This is a genomic window from Mesorhizobium sp. NZP2077, from assembly GCF_013170805.1.
GTDB lineage: Bacteria > Pseudomonadota > Alphaproteobacteria > Rhizobiales > Rhizobiaceae > Mesorhizobium.
This window is the reverse complement of the sequence record NZ_CP051293.1, coordinates 1307347-1327501: the sequence shown is the minus strand read 5'-3', so window position 1 is coordinate 1327501 and position 20155 is coordinate 1307347. Positions and strand designations below refer to the sequence as shown.

At 63.4% G+C, this 20155-nt stretch carries 19 protein-coding genes; 9 read left to right on the top strand and 10 right to left on the bottom strand.

Annotated elements, in window-relative coordinates; translation table 11 throughout:
- Positions 1-309, top strand: a complete 309-nt coding sequence (locus HGP13_RS06460) for a DUF1244 domain-containing protein (RefSeq protein ID WP_172222954.1) — start codon at positions 1-3, stop codon at positions 307-309.
- 133 nt (positions 310-442) lie between these two features.
- A complete protein-coding gene (locus HGP13_RS06455; RefSeq protein ID WP_172222951.1) occupies positions 443-1618 on the top strand; it encodes an MFS transporter in 1176 nt (391 codons plus the stop codon).
- Here the strand turns inward: HGP13_RS06455 and HGP13_RS06450 are convergent.
- On the bottom strand, positions 1582-2490 hold the full coding sequence (locus HGP13_RS06450; protein ID WP_172222948.1) for a LysR family transcriptional regulator: 909 nt from the start codon (positions 2488-2490) through the stop codon (positions 1582-1584). The two genes, HGP13_RS06455 and HGP13_RS06450, sit on opposite strands and share 37 nt — an antisense overlap.
- Before the next feature lie 113 nt (positions 2491-2603).
- Here HGP13_RS06450 and HGP13_RS06445 point away from each other — a divergent pair, with 113 nt between their 5' ends.
- On the top strand, positions 2604-3563 hold the full coding sequence (locus HGP13_RS06445; protein ID WP_172222945.1) for an SDR family oxidoreductase: 960 nt from the start codon (positions 2604-2606) through the stop codon (positions 3561-3563).
- 27 nt (positions 3564-3590) lie between these two features.
- Here HGP13_RS06445 and HGP13_RS06440 read toward each other — a convergent pair whose 3' ends face one another.
- The 5 genes from HGP13_RS06440 to HGP13_RS06420 form a co-directional block, all read right to left on the bottom strand.
- Positions 3591-3749 (bottom strand): DUF3309 family protein, encoded by a 159-nt coding sequence (locus HGP13_RS06440; RefSeq protein WP_172222942.1) that lies wholly within the window; start codon positions 3747-3749, stop codon positions 3591-3593.
- Between the two features lie 114 nt (positions 3750-3863).
- Positions 3864-7034 carry an efflux RND transporter permease subunit gene (locus HGP13_RS06435; protein WP_172222940.1) on the bottom strand — a complete coding sequence of 1057 codons (3171 nt, stop codon included), beginning with the start codon at positions 7032-7034 and terminating at the stop codon, positions 3864-3866.
- Between the two features lie 73 nt (positions 7035-7107).
- Complete coding sequence (locus HGP13_RS06430) at positions 7108-8283, bottom strand: efflux RND transporter periplasmic adaptor subunit (RefSeq protein WP_172222937.1); 1176 nt, start codon at positions 8281-8283, stop codon at positions 7108-7110.
- Positions 8284-9162: 879 nt separating this feature from the next.
- Positions 9163-10293 carry a patatin-like phospholipase family protein gene (locus tag HGP13_RS06425; protein ID WP_172222934.1) on the bottom strand — a complete coding sequence of 377 codons (1131 nt, stop codon included), beginning with the start codon at positions 10291-10293 and terminating at the stop codon, positions 9163-9165.
- Positions 10294-10502: 209 nt separating this feature from the next.
- Positions 10503-11579, bottom strand: coding sequence for a citrate synthase/methylcitrate synthase (locus HGP13_RS06420; protein WP_172222931.1), 1077 nt, complete (start codon positions 11577-11579; stop codon positions 10503-10505).
- Between the two features lie 94 nt (positions 11580-11673).
- Here HGP13_RS06420 and HGP13_RS06415 point away from each other — a divergent pair, with 94 nt between their 5' ends.
- Complete coding sequence (locus tag HGP13_RS06415) at positions 11674-12816, top strand: citrate synthase (RefSeq protein ID WP_172222928.1); 1143 nt, start codon at positions 11674-11676, stop codon at positions 12814-12816.
- A gap of 15 nt (positions 12817-12831) precedes the next feature.
- Here HGP13_RS06415 and ftrA read toward each other — a convergent pair whose 3' ends face one another.
- Positions 12832-13845: a transcriptional regulator FtrA gene (gene ftrA / locus HGP13_RS06410; protein WP_172222925.1), complete on the bottom strand. Its 1014-nt coding sequence runs from the start codon at positions 13843-13845 to the stop codon at positions 12832-12834.
- 109 nt (positions 13846-13954) lie between these two features.
- Here ftrA and HGP13_RS06405 point away from each other — a divergent pair, with 109 nt between their 5' ends.
- Positions 13955-14374 (top strand): rhodanese-like domain-containing protein, encoded by a 420-nt coding sequence (locus HGP13_RS06405; RefSeq protein ID WP_172222922.1) that lies wholly within the window; start codon positions 13955-13957, stop codon positions 14372-14374.
- Complete coding sequence (locus tag HGP13_RS06400) at positions 14371-14859, top strand: GNAT family N-acetyltransferase (protein ID WP_172222919.1); 489 nt, start codon at positions 14371-14373, stop codon at positions 14857-14859. The genes HGP13_RS06405 and HGP13_RS06400 overlap by 4 nt, the downstream gene beginning before the upstream one ends.
- A 42-nt stretch (positions 14860-14901) precedes the next feature.
- Here HGP13_RS06400 and phaR read toward each other — a convergent pair whose 3' ends face one another.
- Positions 14902-15510: a polyhydroxyalkanoate synthesis repressor PhaR gene (gene phaR, locus HGP13_RS06395; protein WP_172222915.1), complete on the bottom strand. Its 609-nt coding sequence runs from the start codon at positions 15508-15510 to the stop codon at positions 14902-14904.
- An 81-nt stretch (positions 15511-15591) separates the two neighbouring features.
- Complete coding sequence (locus HGP13_RS06390; protein ID WP_172222912.1) at positions 15592-15771, bottom strand: hypothetical protein; 180 nt, start codon at positions 15769-15771, stop codon at positions 15592-15594.
- A 41-nt stretch (positions 15772-15812) separates the two neighbouring features.
- Here HGP13_RS06390 and HGP13_RS06385 point away from each other — a divergent pair, with 41 nt between their 5' ends.
- Both HGP13_RS06385 and phbB read left to right on the top strand, forming a co-directional pair.
- The gene (locus HGP13_RS06385; RefSeq protein WP_172222909.1) at positions 15813-16997 is read left to right on the top strand and encodes an acetyl-CoA C-acetyltransferase; all 1185 of its coding nucleotides are present in this window, start codon (positions 15813-15815) and stop codon (positions 16995-16997) included.
- A 90-nt stretch (positions 16998-17087) separates the two neighbouring features.
- Positions 17088-17813 carry an acetoacetyl-CoA reductase gene (gene phbB, locus HGP13_RS06380; RefSeq protein ID WP_172222906.1) on the top strand — a complete coding sequence of 242 codons (726 nt, stop codon included), beginning with the start codon at positions 17088-17090 and terminating at the stop codon, positions 17811-17813.
- Between the two features lie 49 nt (positions 17814-17862).
- Here phbB and HGP13_RS06375 read toward each other — a convergent pair whose 3' ends face one another.
- The gene (locus tag HGP13_RS06375) at positions 17863-19113 is read right to left on the bottom strand and encodes an NAD(P)/FAD-dependent oxidoreductase (RefSeq protein WP_172222903.1); all 1251 of its coding nucleotides are present in this window, start codon (positions 19111-19113) and stop codon (positions 17863-17865) included.
- An 84-nt stretch (positions 19114-19197) separates the two neighbouring features.
- Here HGP13_RS06375 and HGP13_RS06370 point away from each other — a divergent pair, with 84 nt between their 5' ends.
- A complete protein-coding gene (locus HGP13_RS06370) occupies positions 19198-19779 on the top strand; it encodes a TetR family transcriptional regulator (protein ID WP_172222900.1) in 582 nt (193 codons plus the stop codon).
- The last annotated feature ends 376 nt before the right edge of the window (positions 19780-20155 follow it).

Genomic DNA, 20155 nt, shown 5'->3' with positions numbered 1-20155 from the left:
ATGACTGAACTCAGCGACGAGCAGAAGCGCGATTTCGAAGCCGCCGCCTTTCGCCGGCTCGTCGAGCATCTCAGGGAACGCAACGACGTGCAGAATATCGACCTGATGAACCTCGCCGGCTTCTGCCGCAACTGCCTGTCGAACTGGTATCGCGAGGCAGCCAATGCCGAAGGCGTCGATCTCTCCAAGGACCTGTCGCGCGAGATCGTCTACGGCATGCCTTATGCGCAATGGCAGGCACTCAACCAGACTGAAGCATCGGATGCCAAGAAGGCGGAGTTCGAGGCCAGGCGGCCGAAGGACCATTAGGTCCTCCGTCGACACACCCTCCATCGCTTCAAGCCTCCGTTTGGTCCAAGCACTTCCTCAAGGCCGGTTCTTGACTACGAATTGAATCGATCTAATTTGCCGCGCAAAGCCATTTCCTGACCGGATTCGCCTTATGAACGCGCAAAACGCCATGCAGACTGCCATTCGCGGGCGATCGGCCGTGGCGGCCATTTTCCTCGCCAATGGCTTCCTGACCGGCAGCTGGGCGCCGCAGATCCCTGTCTTCCTGACCCGGCTCGACATTTCGAAATTCACGCTTGGGCTGCTGATCCTTTTGTTCGGCGCCGGCGCGGTCACAGCCATGACCTGGTGTGGCCACCTGATCTCGAAGCACGGCTCGCGCACCGTGCTGCGCTGGTTCGGCTTGTGCGGCAGCCTCGGCCTGCTGGTCGTGGCCCTGGCGCCCAACGTACCGCTGGCGGCCATCGCCATGTTCATCTTCGGCGGCTCGATCGGCGGCATGGATGTCGCCATGAATGCCAATGCGGTGGTGGTCGAGCGAAAATTGTCCCGCGCCATCATGTCGTCCTCGCACGGCTTCTGGAGCCTCGGCGGCTTCGCCGGCGGCGCCCTCGGCGGCTTCGCCATCCAGCACTACAGCCACCTCGCCCATGCCGCGGTCGTGACCGCGCTTGCCTTCGCGGCGATCGCGATGGCGGTCGGGTGTCTCGTCGCCGAGGACAGGCCGCAGGCGGCCGAGCATCATAAATTCACGCTGCCGGCAAACCCGCTGGTCTACCTGATCGGCCTGATGGCGCTGCTGACGATGGTCTCCGAAGGCGCGGTGCTCGACTGGGCGGCACTGTATCTCCGGCAGGAACTTGGCGCCGACCTTGCCGTCGCCGGTCTTGCCTACGCCGCCTTTTCCGGCGTCATGGCGATCATGCGCTTTTTCGGCGACGGCGTGCGCAACCGCTTTGGCGCGGTGACGACACTGCGTGGTTCGGCCATCGTTGCCGCCGCCGGCATGCTGGTCGCCGGCCTGTCGCCATCACCCTGGCTCGCCATCGCGGCCTTTGCCCTTTGCGGCTTCGGCATCGCCAACATGGTGCCGATCATCTTTTCGGCCGGCGGCAACCAGGAAGGCATGTCGTCGGGCACCGGCATGAGCGTCGTCACCACCATGGGCTATTCCGGCATTCTGGTGGCGCCGTCGGCGATCGGCTTCGTCGCCGAACATTCCAGCTTCGGGCCGATCTTCATTGCCATGTCGGTGCTCCTGATCGTCGTCTTGCTGATGGCGGGCCTCGCTCACCGCGCCGAATTCGCCGCCGCCCCCGCCGAATAGAATTTCAGCTCCTCGTGGAGAAAATCCGCCACGCGGCGGATGCGCACGCTGCTGCGCACATCGCGATGCATGGCCAGCCACACCGGCAGGCTTGGCAGCGGCAGGCCAGGCAACACCTTCTCCACCAGCGGATCGCGATCGGCCAGCGGCTCCTGGCCAAGGCCAATGCCGTTTCCCGCCCGCACCGCCTCCCATAAAACGATCTGGTTGTCGGCCCTGAAGCGGAAACTGCCCCGGGTGACAGGGATGCCGAATTGCGTGAAGCCTCGGATGATCTCATCGCTGCGATCGAACCCTATCAGGTCATGATTGAGGAGATCAGCGGACCCGAGCGGGCGGCCACGCCGATCAAGATAGGAGGCCGCCGCGCAGGCGCAGAGCGGGATATCGCAGACCTTGCGCGCCACCAGTTCGTTCTGCGCCGGCTTGACCATGCGGATGGCGATGTCGGCATCCCGGCGCAGCAGGTTCTCGACCTGGTTCGAGGCAACGATCTCGACCTCAATGCCGGGTTCCTCGATGCCGAGCCGCGCCATCATGTCGGGCAGCACATAGGCAGCCACCACTTCGCTGGCGGCAATGCGCACCGTGCCTTCGATGGCCTCGACCGAACCCAGCGCCAGCCGTGAAAAGGCGCTCGCCTGTTCGCTGACCGCCTTGCCGCGCTCGAACAGCGTGGCGCCGGCTTCCGTCAGCGCATAACCGTTTCGCCCGCGCCGGAACAGCGTGACACCCAGCGCCTGTTCCAGCTCCCCGATGTGACGGCCAAGCGTCGGCTGGCTGGCCGACAGTTTGCGCGCCGCCGCCGACAGGCTGCCGGTTTCCGCAACCGTGACGAAACTCTTGATCAGGTTCCAATCGATGTCCGTCATTCATTTTTGAATATCAAAACTCCATACATAGTCAATTTCTATTCGAATGTGATGCGCCGATATTCGACCTGCAAACAACGACACCCCAGCAAACACCAAGCAGGAGAACTCAAATGACCAAGATCGCAATTCTCGGCGCCAATGGCCGCCTCGGCCGCGTCGTCGGCAAAGCCTTCATCGACGCCGGTTTCGATGTCCGCGCCATCACCCGCACCGGCAAGGTGCCGGCGGAACTCAAGGGCGCCACGGCGGTTGCCGGCGATGCGCTGGACCGTCAATCGCTGATCCGCGCCACCGAGAGCGTCGACATCATCTTCAACGGCCTCAACCCGATCTACACCGACTGGGGCAAATGCCTGCCGATGGCCGAAAACGTCATGGCCGCTTGCCATGCCAACAACGCGCTGCACCTCTTCCCGGGCACCGTCTACAATTACGGCTCGCCAATGCCGGCGGCGATCACCGAAGACACACCTTTCCACCCGACGACCGAAAAGGGCCGCATCCGCTGTGCCATGGAGGATCTGTTCCGCCGTGAGGCGGACGCGGGCCGGGTGCGCACCATTCTTCTGCGCGCCGGCGATTTCTTCGGCGGCACCGGCAGCGGCTCGTGGTTCGACCTGGTCGTCGCCGCCAAGATGAGCAAGGGCGTCTACACCGCGCCCGGCCCGGCCGACCTGGTGCATGAATGGGCCTATCTGCCGGACTTCGCTATGGGTTTCGTCGCATTAGCCAAGAACCTCGACAAGCTCGGCTCCTATGAGGCGTTGAATTTTCCCGGCCACGCGATCACCGATCTGCAGATCAATGCCGCCGCAGAGAAGGCGCTCGGGCGACCGCTCAAGATGACCTCGATGCCTTGGTGGGTGCTGCGGGCCGGCAGCCCGTTCGTGGCAATGTGGCGCGAGATCGTCTCGATGTCCTATCTGCGCTTCGAGCCGCACCAATTGGCCTCGACGCGGCTGGAAGGCATCATCGGTGAAATCCCGCACACGCCGCTTAATCGGGCCGTCGCCCAGGCGCTCGAGGATATCGGCATCGCCACTGTGAAGGGCACGTCGAAAGCTGCCTGAACGCAAAGCTGGAGTCGGCGCATCAGCTCAGAGCCGCCCCATCAGCAACAACACCAGAACCACCACCAGCACCACGCCAAGAATGCCCGACGGTCCATAACCCCAGGAGCGCGAATGCGGCCAGGCCGGCACCGCGCCGATGAGGATAAGAATCAGGACGATGATGACGATGGTGGTGATTGGCATGAGACTTCCCCGCGCATTGTTTCGGGGCAATGTCTTCACATTGCCCCGGGGGGACAATGCAAAAGGCCGCCCGGTTGTTCCGGACGGCCTTTGCCAGTCAGATCGGCAACCGGCCTATTCGGCGGCTTTCGGGAAGGCGATCGCAGGCTCGGCATCCGCTATCGGCGCATCCGATGAGATCTCGCCCTTGCCACGCCGGAACAGCCGGCTTAACAGACCGCGCCGGGCGCCGGGCTTGACCTTGGCGCGGGTGAACACCATCAGCATCGACGGCGTCACCACGAGCGTCAGCACGGTCGCGAAGGACAGGCCGAAGACGATCGCCGAAGACAGCGAAATCCACCACTGCGTCGACGGCGCGTTGATCGTCGTCTCGTGATGGAAGATTTCCAGCCCCAGGCCGAAGGCGATCGGCAGCACGCCGAGAATGGCCGACACCGCCGTCAGCACCACCGGTCGCGCACGCTCGCGGCAGGTCTGCAGCACGGCCTCCATCTTGTCCCAGCCTTCATCACGCAACCGGTCATAGGTGTCGATCAGCACGATGTTGTTGTTCACCACCACGCCGGCCAGCGCGATAACGCCAATGCCGGACATGACGATGCCGAACGTCTCGCCTGTTATCAGCAGCCCAAGGAACACGCCGATCGTCGCCATGACCACGCAGGACAGCACCAGCCAGACGCTGGTGAACTTGTTGAACTGCGCCAGCAGCACCAGGAAGATCAGGAAGATCGCCGCACCGAAGGCCTTGCTGAGGAAGGCGCTGGCCTCGGCGCTGTCCTCGTTCGAGCCGGCGAGCTTCCAGCGGATGCCGCTGCCGAGATTCATATCGGTGACGGCCTGGGTGACCTCCTGCTGAACGGCAGCGACCTGGGCGCCGGCAGCGACGTTGGCCTGCACCACCACGGTGCGAGCGCCGTCGATGCGGTTGAGGATGCCGACGCTCGGCTTCGCCTTGCGGACGACGAAGTTGGAGATCGGCACCGATCCTTGCGAGGTCTGCACCCTGAGCTCGTCGAGCGTCGACAGCGTGCGCCGGTCCTCCGGCAAGCGCAGGCGGATGTCGACGGCCTTGTCGGCACCGGCGGGCCGGTATTCCGAGAGCTTCAGGCCGTTGGTGACGAGCTGCACCACCGTCCCGACCGAGGTCGGGCTGATGCCATATTGCGCTGCCTTGGCGCGGTCGACCTCAAGCGCCCAGTCGACGCCGGGCGGCGGCAAGCCATCGGAAATGTCGATAACGCCGGGCACCTTGGCGATACGCGCCGCCACCGCACGCGCCTTCTCGTCCAATCCCTCGGGGTCGATGGCCGAAAGCCTGATCTGGATCGGCTTGCCGGTCGGCGGGCCGGCCTCCGGCACGCGCACCTCGACGTCGACGCCGGGAATGCCTGCCATCACGCCGCGCAGGTCGCTCAGGATCTGGTTAGCCGACTTCCGTTCGCGCCAGTCGGTGAACTCGTACTGGATGACGCCGACGACGTCTTCGGGCACATCCTGGCCGCCGCCGTCGGATTTGCCGACGCGGGTATAGACCGACTTCAGGCCTGGCCAACCGAGCAGCCGATTTTCGGCAATCTTGGTCGCCGTGTCCATTTCGGCCAGCGAAAGGTTGCCGCGGGCGTGCACATAGAGCAGGCCGTAGTCGGGCTCGACACTCGGGAAGAACTCGACGCCGGCGCCATATTTCGAATAGCCAACGAAGATGCCGGCCAGCAGCACGACGGTGAGCACCAGCACGGTAATGGGGAAGCGCACCGCCTGCTTGACGACCGCCATGTACCAGCCGTCGCGATTGTCATCCTCGTGATGCTGCGGCGCCTTGGCGAAGATCGCCCCCAGCGTCGGCGCGAAGACCAGCGCGTAGAGCATCGAGGCCGACAGCGTGACGATCAGCGTGATCGGCATGTACTTCATGAAGTCGCCGATGATGCCGGGCCAGAACAGCAGCGGCGAGAAGGCGGCGATGCGCGTCATCGTCGCCGCGATGACCGGACCGGCCATGCGCTTGGCGGCAAGCGCGAAGGCTTCCTGCTTGGGCATGCCCTCGCTCATCCGTCGTTCGGCGAATTCGGTGACGATGATGGCGTCGTCGACCAGCATGCCGACCGCCAGGATGAGGCTGAACAGCACGATCATGTTGATCGTGTAGCCCATCATGGCGAGCAACAGGATGCCGATCAGGAAGGACGACGGGATGGCGAGGCCAATGAGCAGCGAGGCGCGGCCCGACAGCGCGTAGAGGATGACGATGAACACCAGGATGACGGCGATCATCACGTGGTTCTGTAGGTCACCCAGCAACTGGTTGACGAAAACCGACTTGTCCTGCGTGTAGGTGACGTGCATCCCTTCTGGCATCGTCTTGACGAAGGTATCGGACACCTCCCGCACCTTCGTCAGCGTGTCGATCAGATTGGCGCCGATGCGCTTCTTGACTTCGATGGCGATGGCCGGCTTGCCGTTCAGGCGCGTGATCGTCGTGGCGTCGGCGAAGGTCGAGCGGATCGTCGCGATGTCCTTGGCCTGCACCACGGCATTGGGGCCGGCGACCACGGGGAGTGCAGCCACATCTTCGGGCGTCTCGATCAGTGATGGCACCTTGACGGCGTATTTGCCTTCCGAGCCCTCGATGTTGCCGGCGGCGACAAGGCTGTTGGAAGCGCCGACGGCGCCGATCAGCTGATCCAGCTGCAAGCCGTAGGACGACAGCTTCATCGGATCGATGACGACTTCGACCAGATCGTCGCGTGAGCCCTGCAGCGAGCCTTCGAGAACGCCCGGTACCTCCTCGATGCGGTCACGCAACTCGCGTGCCGCGGCGGCCAGTACGCGTTCGGGCAGTTCGCCGGACAAAGTGACGACGAGCACCGGGAATTCGGAAATGTTGACCTCGGTGACGACAGGTTCCTCGGCCGCCTGCGGCAAGTCGGCCTTGCCGTCCTGCACCTTGGAGCGTGTATCCTGCAGCGCCGTCGCCAGGTTGGTCTGCGGCTGGAACTCGACCAGCACATAGCCACCACCCTGGAAGGCAGCCGAGCGCATTTCCTTGAGGCCCTTCAGGCTTTTCAGCTTGCTTTCCATCGGCCGCAGCAGAAGGCGCTCGGAATCTTCAGGCGAAATGCCTTGATAGATCAGGCTGACATACATCATCGGAATCGGAACGTCGGGTTCCGCTTCCTTCGGCGTCGACTGATAGGCGACCCAGCCTGCAATCAGCAGGAAGACCAGGACCGAGATGGTCAGGCGGGCATTGTTGATTGCGAGTCTGACGATATCCATGACTTGTGCCTGCTGTTGATTTCGGCGAACGGACTGACGTCGCCGGGCAAGGCCCGGCGCCGGCGCCCCTGCGCTACTGCGTCCCGCCGGTGGCTTCGCCGATCAGCTTGTTGATGGTCGCCTGGTCGGCTTCGACCGGCTTGACCTCATCGCCTTCCTTCACCAGCTCCTGGCCGGCAACGATGATGCGCGCGTCGGCCGGGATGCCGCCAAGCACGAGGCCGGTCGGCGTGTCATCGACAAGATCGATCGGGAAGAACGCCACCTTGTTGTCCTTGCCGACGGCGCGGATGCCGAGATCGCCCTTGTCGCCGAGCGTCACCACCGAACGCGGCAGCAGAACCGCGTCGGTCGGCAGCGCGCTGAGCTGGATTTCCGCCGTCATGCCGGCCGGCACCGAGCCGTCGGCATTGGGGATGGCAACCTCGACACGGAAGGTGCGGGTCGCCGACGACGCGTCGCGGCTGATATAGCGCACGGTGCCTTCGACGGTCTGGCCGCTGACCAGCCGAACGCTGGCCTTGTCAGCGATCTTGAGATAGCCGAGGTCGCGCTCGCTGATCTCGCCGCGCGCGATCACCGGATCGAGCTTGAGGATGGTCGCCACCTCGCCGCCCTGCATGACGGAGCTGCCGAGTTCCACGGGGACCCGGTCGATGACGCCGTCGAAAGGTGCCTTGACCTCGTTGCGATCGAGCTCGGCCTGCGCGGTATCCAGCTGCGATTGCGCCAGGGTCAGATTGGAGCGGGCGGTGTCGAGCTGCAGCTTGGGCAGATTGCCTGATTTCATCAGCCGCAGCGACGCGTCCAGCTCGGCCTGCCGCTGCGCGACAAGCTGCTTGGCATTGTCGACCATCGAGATCTTTTCCTCGGCGGCCAGCATCAGCACCAGATCGCCGGTCTTGACGTGATCGCCTTGCTTGACCGGCAGCTTGTCGATGACGCCGGCGACCCGTGTGGCAAGCACCGCGCGCTTGTCGGCCTCGGTCAGCCCGGAAATGCGGATGGCGCGCGCATAGGTCTTGCGTGGCGGCGTCACCACCGCGACGGTGCGCAGCGGCACCTTCGGTTCGGCTTCGGCGGCCTTCGGCTTGCTCGCGTCCGGCGTCTTGCCCTGCTCGACTTCGGCCGCCTTGGCCTTGTTGGCCGCTACGCTGCCGACCGACGAGAACTCGCCTGTCCCCATCCACGCCGCGAAACCAATGAGCACAACAATGGCTGCAAGCTTGTGAAACCTGATTTTAGGCATCGTCATTTTTCCACTGCGGGTTCGGCCAGCACCGCGCCTTCATGACGCGGGCGCGTCGCCGATATGGGTGCGCGCCTGACCGTGTTCAAATTGCCGTGATAGGCGAGCGCGCTTCTACATCAAAGTTGCACCGCAATATAGTCCGAAAGTTGCAGCAGCATTGCGTAGCCGGGCAAGGTGTGGCCGCCGCGAAACTCTTCTCGACCTGCTAAAATACCGGTTCAGCGGGCTTGCAGCCGGCTAACGATCCGCCGCTCATGATCAACCGCGAACGACCGATCGGTTATCGCCGACAGGCAGCGCGATGCTCCCCGAAATACAGCCGCCATCACTCGCCTAATCGTTTACCGAATGCGGATTCTGACCGACGGGCCAGATCATTTTCGGTTAGCGAACGAAATCAAACCGGGGCGACGTGGCGCCCGACCAATACATTGGAATTGCTCGGGAAATTACAGGGCATGCCGTTCGATCGGGAACCACCTGAGGCCAGTTTGTTGACATGGAACCCAGCGTCGAGAACGCCGGCACCCGTGGCCCCGGAACGGTTAGGATCGGCGTGGCCCACCAGTTCGTAAGGTGATGCGAGCACGCTGCGGCTACGGAGGCTCGGACTATGTTCTGTGTTATTCGCAGGGCTGGTGTCTACCGTTCCGCTTGCGATTGCCCAGCGACATCGCACCGCCTCGTCAGGATGTCGGTGGCAGCAGGCGTCAGCATGATGAAGTGTTCTCCGCACGCAAAGGTTGCTGCCTTGCCGGATCGCGCTATCAGCCGTTCCGATTTCCGAAAGAGATCGCAGATGGTCTTGATCGATCCGGGGATAGCCGGGCAGCGCCTGACGCAGATCGGCTATCGCTCCTTCGGCAACCGGTGGGCTCAGGCCCGCCGGCGCTCCGCCTCCGGGTTCTTGCGCGCTGCAAGAAACTCCTTCACCCGGCGGCCGGGCGCCGGCCCGCGCACCGGCTTGAAACCGTCGTCGAGTTCGCCGGAGAGATCGAGCGTAGGCCGCTTGCCGACGGCATCGTAGTTCTCTTCCAGCCAGTCGCTGGCCGCCGTGCGGCCAAGGTCTCTGAGATAGCTCAGGAACGCCCATTCGGCGTTGACCTTGGACGATGCCGACAGGTCCTTGAACGCCTCGTCGGCATCGATGCGATGCATACGGATGTCGCGGTACTCGCCATGCGGCAGACGGCCGGCGGCGATCAGTTCCTTGACGAAGGCGATCGAACGAAATTCGCGCAGCAGCCCGGCATTGAAGGTGATCTCGTCGATGCGGTTCTGGATCTCGTTGGCGCTCTTTGGTGTTCCCTCGCGCACCACCGGGTTGATCTGCACCAGAAGCACGTCCTCGGTCGCTTCCGTCTTGAAGAATGGGAACAGCGCCGGGTTGCCGCCATAGCCGCCATCCCAATAGGGCACGCCCTTGATCTCGACGGCACGAAACAATTGCGGCAGGCAGGCCGAGGCCATCACCGTATCGAGGTCGATCTCGCCGTCGGAAAACACCCGCAACTGCCCGGTCTCGACATTGGTGGCGGAAATGAACAGTTCCATCGATTTGCAGGCGCGGACGTTCTTGAAATCGATCTCCTGTGCGACCACGTCGCGCAGCGGATTGAGGCCGAGCGGGTTGGCGACATAGGGCGAAAACACCCGCGAGATGGTGTCGAAGACGACGTAGCCAGGCGTGTTCTCGATCGACCAATTGCCCCAGGCGACGTCCCACGGCAGGCGTTGCACCGGGCTGAACCGGCCTTTCGCCGCCACAGCACGCCAGAAATCGTCCAGCTTCTTGCGCGCGCCCTCGACACCGCCGCTCACATATCCGTCGGCCAGCGCCACGGCGTTCATGGCGCCCGCGCTGGTGCCGGAGACGGCCGATATCTCCAGCCTGCCGTCCTCCAGCAGCCGGTCGAGCACGCCCCAGGAAAAGGCGCCATGCGAGCCGCCGCCCTGAAGCGCGATGTTGATCTTCTTCTTTTCCTCCGCCTTGCCGTTCTTCGTCATGGCGTTCCTGTCATCCTGATGCGCCTGCCTGCCCCCACGTCATTGAAGGAAGCAGTCCCCGGCGGCCTATGTTGCAGTGCAGCATATAAGGACGGACCAAGGCAAGAACACGAACACGGTCGCGTGATCACATGAAATTTCGGTCATACGGAAAAGCCCCTCCGTTTGAAGCGGAGGAGCCCCGAGTCTTTCGAAACAGGCAAGGACGCCTAAGCGACGAGGTCCGGCACCGGGCCGATATAGCGCGATTGCGGGCGGATCAGCCGTCCGGTCGTCTGCTGCTCGCGCGCATGCGCGATCCAGCCGGAAACGCGCCCTGCGGCAAAGACATTGCTGAAGGCTTCAGGCGGAAAACCCGCAGCTTCCAGCACGAGCGCGGTGTAGAACTCGACATTGGTCTGCAGCGCGCGCTGCGGCTTGGCGATCCGCAGCACTTCAAGCGCCGTCTGTTCGACCTTTTCGGCGAAGGCCAGCCGGCGGCCGGTTTCGCCCTCATTGCCGAGCTGCCGCACCACCGCCTTCAGCACATCCGCGCGCGGATCGCGCACGCGGTAGATGCGATGGCCGAAGCCCATGATGCGCCTGCCCTCAGCGATCTCGTCGCGCAGCCAGCCGGCGGCATCGCCATGCGCCTGGATCGCATCCAACATCTCGATCACGGGGCCGGGCGCGCCGCCATGCAGCGGCCCCTTGAGCGCGCCGAGCCCTGCCAGCACCGACGATGTCAGCCCGGCCAATGTCGAGGCAACGACGCGGGTGGCGAAAGTCGAGGCGTTGAGGCCGTGGTCGCAGACGGTCACCAGATAGGTGTCGAGCGCTTTCGCCAAGGCCGGCGAAGGAACGGAACCCCTGAGCATCCGCAGCATGTCGGCGGCATGGTCGGCCTTGCCATCCGGCGAGATCGGCTGCTCGCCGCGCTGCAGGCGCAGCAAGGCGGGCGTCAGCACCGCCGGCGCCGCAATCAGCCGAAGCGCGTCCGTCAGCGTCTCGCCGTCCGGCAACAAGGCCATGCCGGCGCGCATGGCGCTGTAGATTTCAAGCGACGCCAACAACGGCAGCGAAGGCTTGAGCCGCTCGAACACCTCGACGCGTGCCTTGCCCAATTCGGCATCGCCAGGCAGATGCTCGAAGAACCCATCCAGCAACAGGCGAACCACTTGCGGATAGGTCCATCGTCCGGCCAGTTCCGGCAGCGAATGGCCGCGGATCGTCAGGTGGCCGCCCAGACCATCCACGTCTGACAGCACAGTTTCAGCCGCCACCACGTCATCGAGCCCATTCGCCATAGCCTTAGTCTCCTTGAAGCTTTTCCGGATCGGAGATAAGGCTGGGCGGCGTTGCCATCAATCTTGATCAATAGAATCAATATCAGGGCCCGAAATGTCGGAATGGTTGTCGCGGGAAGAAGCGCTGGAAAGGCTCAAGGTGAGGCCGCAGACGCTTTACGCCTATGTCAGCCGCGGCCGCATCGGCATGCGTCCGGACCGGGTTGATCCGCGCCGCAGCGAATATCGCGCCGACGATATCGCGGCGCTCGCAACCCGCCGGGCGCGCGGGCGCAGCCCGTCAGCCATCGCCGAAAGCGCCATTGCCTGGGGCGAGCCGTCGATCGTCACGGCGGTTTCGACCGTTTGGCACGGCCAGCTCATCTATCGGGGCAAGAACGCCGCTGCGCTGGCCGACCATGCCACTCTGGAAGAGACAGCCGCTCTGCTTTGGGCCTTGTCTGAGCCGGTCCGTTTCGAAGCGCCGCAGCCGGATGCGCCGCGCCAGTTCGGCCGTGCCCCGGCCTTTGCGCAACTTGCTTTGCTGGCCGGCCAGGGCCGGCCTTCGCTTGGCCGCAACGGTGCCTCGTTGTGCGCCGACGCCGCACGCGCGATCGGTGTGCTGGCCAGTGCCCTTGGTGCCGAGGCGGGACCGGATCCGGTGCATCGGCGACTGGCGCGGGGCTGGGCGGTCGAAGATGGCGGCGCGGACGCGATCCGGCGTGCGCTTGTGCTGCTCGCCGATCACGAGCTCAACGCATCGACCTTCGCGGCCCGCGTCGCGGCCTCGACCGGAGCCTCACCCGCCGCTTGCCTGCTGGCGGGCCTCGCAACACTGTCCGGCCCACGCCACGGCGGCGCCGGCGAAGCGGTGATGCAGTTGGCGGAAGATGCGGCGCGGCATGGCGCCGATACCGCGATCCGACGCTGGCTCGGCCATGACCGGCCTTTGCCGGGCTTCGGCCACCAGCTCTATCCTGAGGGCGATCCCCGCGCCACGGCGCTTCTGGCGGCCATCGGCAACCCTGACGACACATTGCGGTCACTGGAAACCGCAGCGATTGCAGCAACCGGCGCCCAGCCGAACATCGATTTTGCCCTGGCCGTGCTGACGCGCGGTCTTGGCTTGCCGCGCGATGCGCCGTTCCATCTGTTCGCACTTGGGCGCAGCGTCGGCTGGGCCGCGCATATGGTCGAACAGATCGTGAGCGGCAGCATCATCCGGCCGCGCGGCCGTTATGAGGGACTTTTGCCCTGACAGCTTACAGCGCGGTCAGGTGGAGTTGGCATTGGTCCCGAACCGTGCCCGGTACGCGGCGGGCGTGGTGGCGAATTGCTGCCGGAAGTGATGCCGCAGTGTGCCTGCCGCGCCAAATCCGGCGGTCTCGGCAATTCGCTCGATCGGCATGGCGGTGTCCTCCAGCAATGTGCGCGCCCGCGAAAGCCGTTCCGAGAGCAGCCATCGCGCCGGTGTGACGCCGGTTGCGGCCGCGAAGCGGCGCAGAAATGTCCGCTCGCTCATTCCAGCCAGGCCGGCCAGGGTGGCGACGGGATAGTCGGCGGAAATATCGGCGCGCATCCTGTCGATCAAAGGCCCAAGCCGACTGCGTTCGTGCGGCTCGGGAACGGAACTCTCTACAAACTGCGCCTGGCCGCCGTCGCGATGCGGCGGCACGACCAGGCGACGCGCCACCATGTTGGCCGCCTTTGTGCCGAAATCGCGCCGAACCAGGTGCAGGCAAAGGTCGATGCCGGCCGCGCTGCCGGCCGATGTCAGGACATTTCCCTCATCGATGTACAAAACGTCAGGAACCACGGTGATGTCGGGATACAGCTCCCTCAGTTTCTCGCTGTAGCGCCAATGCGTGGTCGCCTTCTTGCCTGAGAGCAGGCCTGCGGCGGCAAGCACGAACACACCCGAACAGATGGACAGGATGCGTGCGCCCCGCGCGTTGGCCTTGCGAAGCGCCTCGATCAGCAAAAGCGGTACCGGACAATCCACGCCGCGCCATCCAGGCACGATCACCGTGCCGGCCTCGCCGATCAGATCGGGTCCGCCATCGGCGACGATGCGCACGCCGCCCATCGCCCGCATTTCACCGGCGTCTATGCCGGCGACGGCAAAACGGTACCAGTCCGCACCCATCTCCGGTCGGGGCAAGGCGAACACCTCGGCCGCCACGCCAAATTCGAACGTGCACAGCCCGTCATAGGCGACAGCAACGACCAGTGGATTGGCAAGGGGCGGATTGGCAAGAGGCCGATTGGCGGGGGGCACATTTGGCATGATCTTGACGATATATGGCAAATCCGCCAGCTGCAATCGCCCGGTGTGGTGCGCTACCTCAACTCCATCAGTGATGGAGACCAGCTCCATCAGCCAATGGAGAAGCTTGATGAGCTACGTGACAGACATTCCTGCGGCATCGCCGGAGATTGCCCGAGACCATTTCTTGCGCCGGCTTTCCGTTGAGACCGACTGTTCCGACGTTGCAGCAGCACTGCGCACTGGAGAGCCGGATTTTGTCCTTCTGCATGTGGTCGGCTCGCCGGAAGCCTATGAACGCCGCCATGTGCCCGGCGCGTTGCATCTGCCGCACCGCGAGATATCGGCCGAGCGGATGGCACAATGGCCGGCAGGCACGCTGTTCGTCGCCTATTGCGCCGGACCGCATTGCAACGGCGCGGATCGGGCAGCTTTCAAGCTGGCCAGCCTCGGCCTGCCGGTGAAGATCATGAACGGCGGCATAACCGGCTGGCAGGATGAAGAGCTTCCTTTCGCTTCCGGCAAGGAGCCCGGTGCTCTGCGGGCATGATCCAGACCCGGAGCCCCGCGCGCAAAACGGCGGTTGCCATCCGTCCGTTCGAGCGGGGGGATGTCGGCGCGGTACTCGTCCTCATGCGGGCCCTCGCCGTCTTCGAAGGCTATGCCGACAAGTTCAGTGTCACCGAAGCCGACATCGTCGAACACGGGCTGGGGCCTTCGCCCTGCTTCGGGGTGTTCGTGGCGGACGTCGGCGGAGCGATCGTCGGCATCGCCGTCCACTACCTCATCCCGTGGACTTATGACCTGAAGCCGGTTGTGTGGCTGAAGGAACTCTACGTGGCCGAGACGGCGCGCGGCATGTCGGTCGGCCATGCCCTAGTGAAACGGCTCCGCGACCATGCCATCGGCATTGGTGCATCCGCCATCAAATGGACGGTGCTGCGATCCAACCTGCCCGCCAAGGCTTTCTATCGCTCGCTTGACGGGCGGGCCGACGAGATCTGGGAATCGTGGCAGATGACGATCGACGCATAAGAAGGCACGGCCGGATTGGCCTGAGCCTTACCGGCGGTCGGCTTACGACATCGTGTCGAGCTTGCGCTGCATGGCCGCGATCTGGCTCTTCAGCTCCTGAAGGTCGTCGGACTTTTCCGGCACTTCCTTCTTGGCTGGCTCGGCTGGAGCTGCGGCTGGCGCGGACCCAGCTGGCGGGAACGGCGTGAACAGCCGCATCGCATTCTGGAACATTTCCATGTTGCGGCGCGTCTGTTCTTCCAGCGCCTTGATCGGCGTCGCGATCTTCATCACGTCCAGCGGCGACTTGCCGATGGCGCCCTTCATCTGCTCGCGGAAGCGTTCCTGCTCCTTGGAGAAGGCGATCATAGACTGTTCGAGGAAGCTCGGCACGATCATTTGCATCTGGTCGCCGTAGAAGGCGATCAGCTGGCACAGGAACGGGATCGGCAGCATGTTCTGCCCATCCTTGTTCTCCAGTTCGAAAATGATCTGCGTCAGCACCGGATGTGTGATGTCGTCGCCGGTCTTGGCGTCCTGGACGGTGAACTCCTCGCCCTTCTTGACCATCTCGGCCAGATCCTCGAGCGTCACATAGGTGCTCGTCCCCGTATTATAGAGCCGGCGATTGGCGTATTTCTTGATAATGATCGGCTCGTCTTTTGCGGCCATCTGTATCCTCCCCGGACACCGGCACGCCTGAGTAAGCAGCCGGTAACGATTGCGCCCTTTTCGAGGATATGCGCAAAAGCCTCATAATTCCAAGCAGTTTGTGCAGTGCGGGATCACATAATGCTGCATAGCAGGCAAAATATGCTGCGCAGCAGCGGCCTGCCCGCCGGCACCGCGACGCGTGACCTGCTTGCGGCGCATCGGCGCCATGCCGATTTCCGGTTTGACTTGGATCATGGAAAGGGCAAGAAAAGTCGCCAACAATGCCCAAAAATACGACAGCTCGAAGTCTGGAGAAGAAAATGTCCTCTGCCAATTCCATCGTTGTCGCCAGTGCCGCACGCACGGCCGTCGGCTCCTTCAACGGTGCTTTCGCGGCCATCCCGGCACATGAACTCGGCGCCGTCGTCATCAAGGAACTTTTGTCGCGCGCCGGTGTCGAAGCCGCCGAGATCGACGAGATCATCCTCGGTCAGGTGCTGACCGCCGCTCAAGGGCAGAACCCGGCCCGCCAGGCCTCGATCATCGCCGGCCTGCCCAAGGAGACCACCGCCTGGGGCCTCAATCAGGTTTGCGGCTCGGGCCTGCGCGCCATCGCGCTCGGCATGCAGCAGATCGCCACCGGTGACGCCAAGGTGATCATCGCCGGCGGCCAGGAATCGATGTCGCTGTCGCCGCACGCCGAGCATCTGCGCGCCGGCGTCAAGATGGGCGACTACAAGATGATCGACACCATGATCAAGGACGGGTTGTGGGATGCCTTCAACGGCTATCACATGGGCAACACCGCTGAAAACGTCGCCCGCCAGTTCCAGATCACCCGCGACGATCAGGACCAGTTCGCGCTGGCCTCGCAGAACAAGGCCGAGGCGGCGCAGAAGGCCGGCAAGTTCAAGGACGAGATCGTCGCCTTCACCATCAAGGGCAAGAAGGGCGACACCATTGTCGACCAGGACGAGTACATCCGCCACGGCGCCACGATCGATGCCATGACCAAGCTGAAGCCGGCCTTCGACAAGGACGGCACGGTGACCGCAGCCAACGCCTCCGGCATCAATGATGGCGCGGCCGGCGCGCTGCTGATGAGCGAAGCGGAAGCCGTAAGGCGCGGCATAACCCCGCTGGCGCGCATCGCGTCCTGGGCAACCGCCGGGGTCGATCCGGCGATCATGGGCACCGGGCCCATTCCCGCCTCGCGCAAGGCGTTGGAAAAGGCCGGCTGGTCGGTCGGCGATCTCGACCTGGTCGAGGCCAACGAGGCTTTTGCCGCCCAGGCCTGCGCCGTCAACAAGGACATGGGCTGGGATCCCTCGATCGTCAACGTCAATGGCGGCGCCATCGCCATCGGCCATCCGATCGGCGCCTCGGGCGCCCGCATCTTCAACACGCTGGTTTTCGAGATGCGCCGCCGCGGCGCCAAGAAAGGCCTCGCCACCCTGTGCATCGGCGGCGGCATGGGCGTCGCCCTGTGCGTGGAAGCGCTCTGACAAAAACTGAGGATGGGCGGCCCGAGCCGCCCGTTTCCTATCCAGTGCCTGCCAAGCCCGACAACAGGGTGATATCAAAAGGGGAAATGCATGACCAAGGTTGCAATCGTCACGGGTGGATCGCGTGGCATCGGTGCGGCGATCTCGATCGCTTTGAAGAACGCCGGCTATTCGGTTGCCGCGAACTATGCCGGCAATGACGAGGCGGCGGCGAAGTTCAAAGCCGAAACCGGCATTCCGGTCTACAAATGGTCGGTCGCCGACTATGACGCTTGTGCTGCCGGCATCAAACAGGTCGAGGCCGACCTCGGCCCGGTCTCGGTTCTGGTCAACAATGCCGGCATCACCCGCGACGCCATGTTCCACAAGATCACGCGCGAGCAGTGGAAAGAGGTCATCGACACCAATTTGTCCGGTGTTTTCAACATGACGCATCCACTGTGGAACGGCCTGCGTGAGCGCAAGTTCGGCCGCGTCATCACCATCTCCTCGATCAACGGCCAGAAGGGCCAGGCCGGCCAGGTCAACTACTCCGCCGCCAAGGCCGGCGACATCGGCTTCTCGAAGGCGCTGGCTCAGGAAGGTGCTCGCGCGGGCATCACCGTCAACGTCATCTGCCCCGGCTACATCGCCACCGAGATGGTCAAGGCGATCGACGAGAAGGTGCTCAACGAGCGCATCATCCCGCAGATCCCGGTCGGCCGCCTCGGCGAACCGGAGGAGATCGCGCGCTGCGTCGTCTTCCTCGCTTCGGAGGATGCCGGCTTCATCACCGGCTCGACCATCACGGCCAATGGCGGCCAGTACTTCGTCTGAGGCTTGGCGACGCTCGGCAACCGCCTGGCTGCCTGACAATCGCGATTTGTCAGGCAGCCAGTTTCAGTTCGGGTCCGGCTTCAGACTTGCTGGCCGCGACTGATCCCGGCTTGCCCGAAGGCGCCGGAAGCCGGGCCAGCGACGCCCGGCTTAGCCCTGACAGTTTCAGCGCGATGCGACGCTTCAGGAGCGGGCTGAGGTTCACCACGGAAAGCGCCAGATTGCGCAGGAACCGCTTCACCGGATTGCGGGCAAGCGCCATGTCGGTCATCCTGCCCGCGAGTCCGAGGACCTCCTGAGCCGCCGGGCGGCGCAGCGTTTCATAAAGGTCGAGTTCCGCCTCGGAACGAACGCCGTTCACCACATCGCCAAGCAATTGGCCAAGCACGACAGCATCGATGATGCCTGTGTTCATGCCTTGCCCACCCGCCGGGCTATGGACATGGGCGGCATCGCCCATCAGGAACAGCCGGTCCTTGCGATAGGCCCGGACCAAGCGATGATGAACGCGGAATCGCGAACTCCAGGTGATGCCAAGCACCCGGGCTCTCTTTGTTGTCGGTCCACGGCTGTCGAGCAGCGCCTGGATGTCGGCGACATCAGGTTTCTCCGGCGCCTCATCCATTGTCGCGACGACACGATAAGATCCGTCCGGAAGTGGTGCCACAACCACCAGTCCGGCCGGGGCAAAGAACAGCGACACCTCTGTCGGCCCCACCGGCCAGTCGAGACGAACGTCTGCCAGCACAAACGAGCCGTCATACGCCTCGCCGTCGAACTCGATGCCTGTCGACTTGCGTACCAGGCTCTGCATGCCGTCGGCGCCGACGACGTAGCGCGCCGATATGATTTTCTCTTGGCCGTTTTCGACCACTGTCACCCGCGCGCCGTCACTGTCTTGAGCAAACGCCACAGCCTCGACTTCGCGATGAATGGTGCCGCCAAGTGCGAAGATCCGTTCGGCGAACACCTGCTCGGTCAGATTCTGCGGCAGCATCATCAAGTAAGGATATCTTGATGGGAGCTTGCCGAAATCGAGCTTGAGCAGCGCCCTGTTTCGGTCGCGTATGGTGAAATCTTTCAGCTTCACCGAAAGCTCGCTCAGCCGCTGCGTGACGCCGAGCGGTTCGAGCGATTCCAGTGTTTGCGCATGGATGACACCGGCGCGCGACGTCTGCAGGCCCTGCGCAAGCTTCTCGATCAGCACGTGATCGACACCGGCCTGGTGCAGTGCAATGGACAGCGCCATGCCGGTCGGACCAGCACCTATGATCAGGACTTCAGTTTTTTCGGGCAGCATTTTCCCACCTCCATTTATCAACAATCGTTGACTTTTTAGCGAACCGCATTGCATTTGTCAACAGGTGTTGGCATACGCATTTTCATGACCGAGAATCAGCCGAAAAAAATAACCAAGTCAGACCGTACACGGGCTCAAATCCTCGAAGCCGCGCGCCAACTTTTCGCCGAGCACGGCTATGACGGCGCCTCCATCCGAGACGTTGCAGCACAGGCCTCAATCGATCCGGCGATGGTGATCCGTTATTTCCACAGCAAGGACGAGTTGTTCGCCAGGGCGGCAGTCGTGAACCTGCAACTGCCCGATCAGCGGATCGATCCAGCCGCTATCGGCGAAACGCTGATCAGGCGCTTTCTCGTGAACTGGGAAGGTCCGGCCAACGGACCCGGAATGATAATCCTGCTGCGCTCGGCGGCTTCGAACGAGCACGCAGCCGACAAGGTCCGCGATGTCTTCGCCAACCAGGTGAGGCCCATGGTCGCTTCGATCGGTGACCCGGCGGATGCCGGTAGACGCGCCGGGCTGGTTGCCAGCCAGTTGCTGGGTCTCGCCATGTGCCGATACCTGCTACGGCTTGAGCCGGTGGTCGCGCTATCCCATGAAGACATCATCCGAAACATCGGCCCCGTATTACAACGCTACGCTATGGGTCACGACGCGCATTGACTTTGGGGATGTGCCCCAATCCGGCACGCAAAGGTTAATGGCGGCAGCGCCGCGTGTGCGAACCATGTGGGCAAGCCTGTGAATTCTCGGTGGATAAGCTGTTCACAACACCAGATATTGGCGGAACAAAACGGGAAAATTCCGCCAGCGCTGTTTTGTCTCCTATTCGTTCTGGCTTTGAGCGGAAGTTAACGTTAATGGCCCGGAATCGCCTGTAATTCTTTAACACCCGGTTCAGAAAGATTAACAATTTCATTACCTTGGGCGACCAGCATCGCGTCGTCTCCCTCGTTTCACGGCAAAGATTAATAGCTAAGCTCGCCTAGCATAAAACGGGCCAGTTCGGCGATTCAGCATGTGGTGAGACTCATGGTCA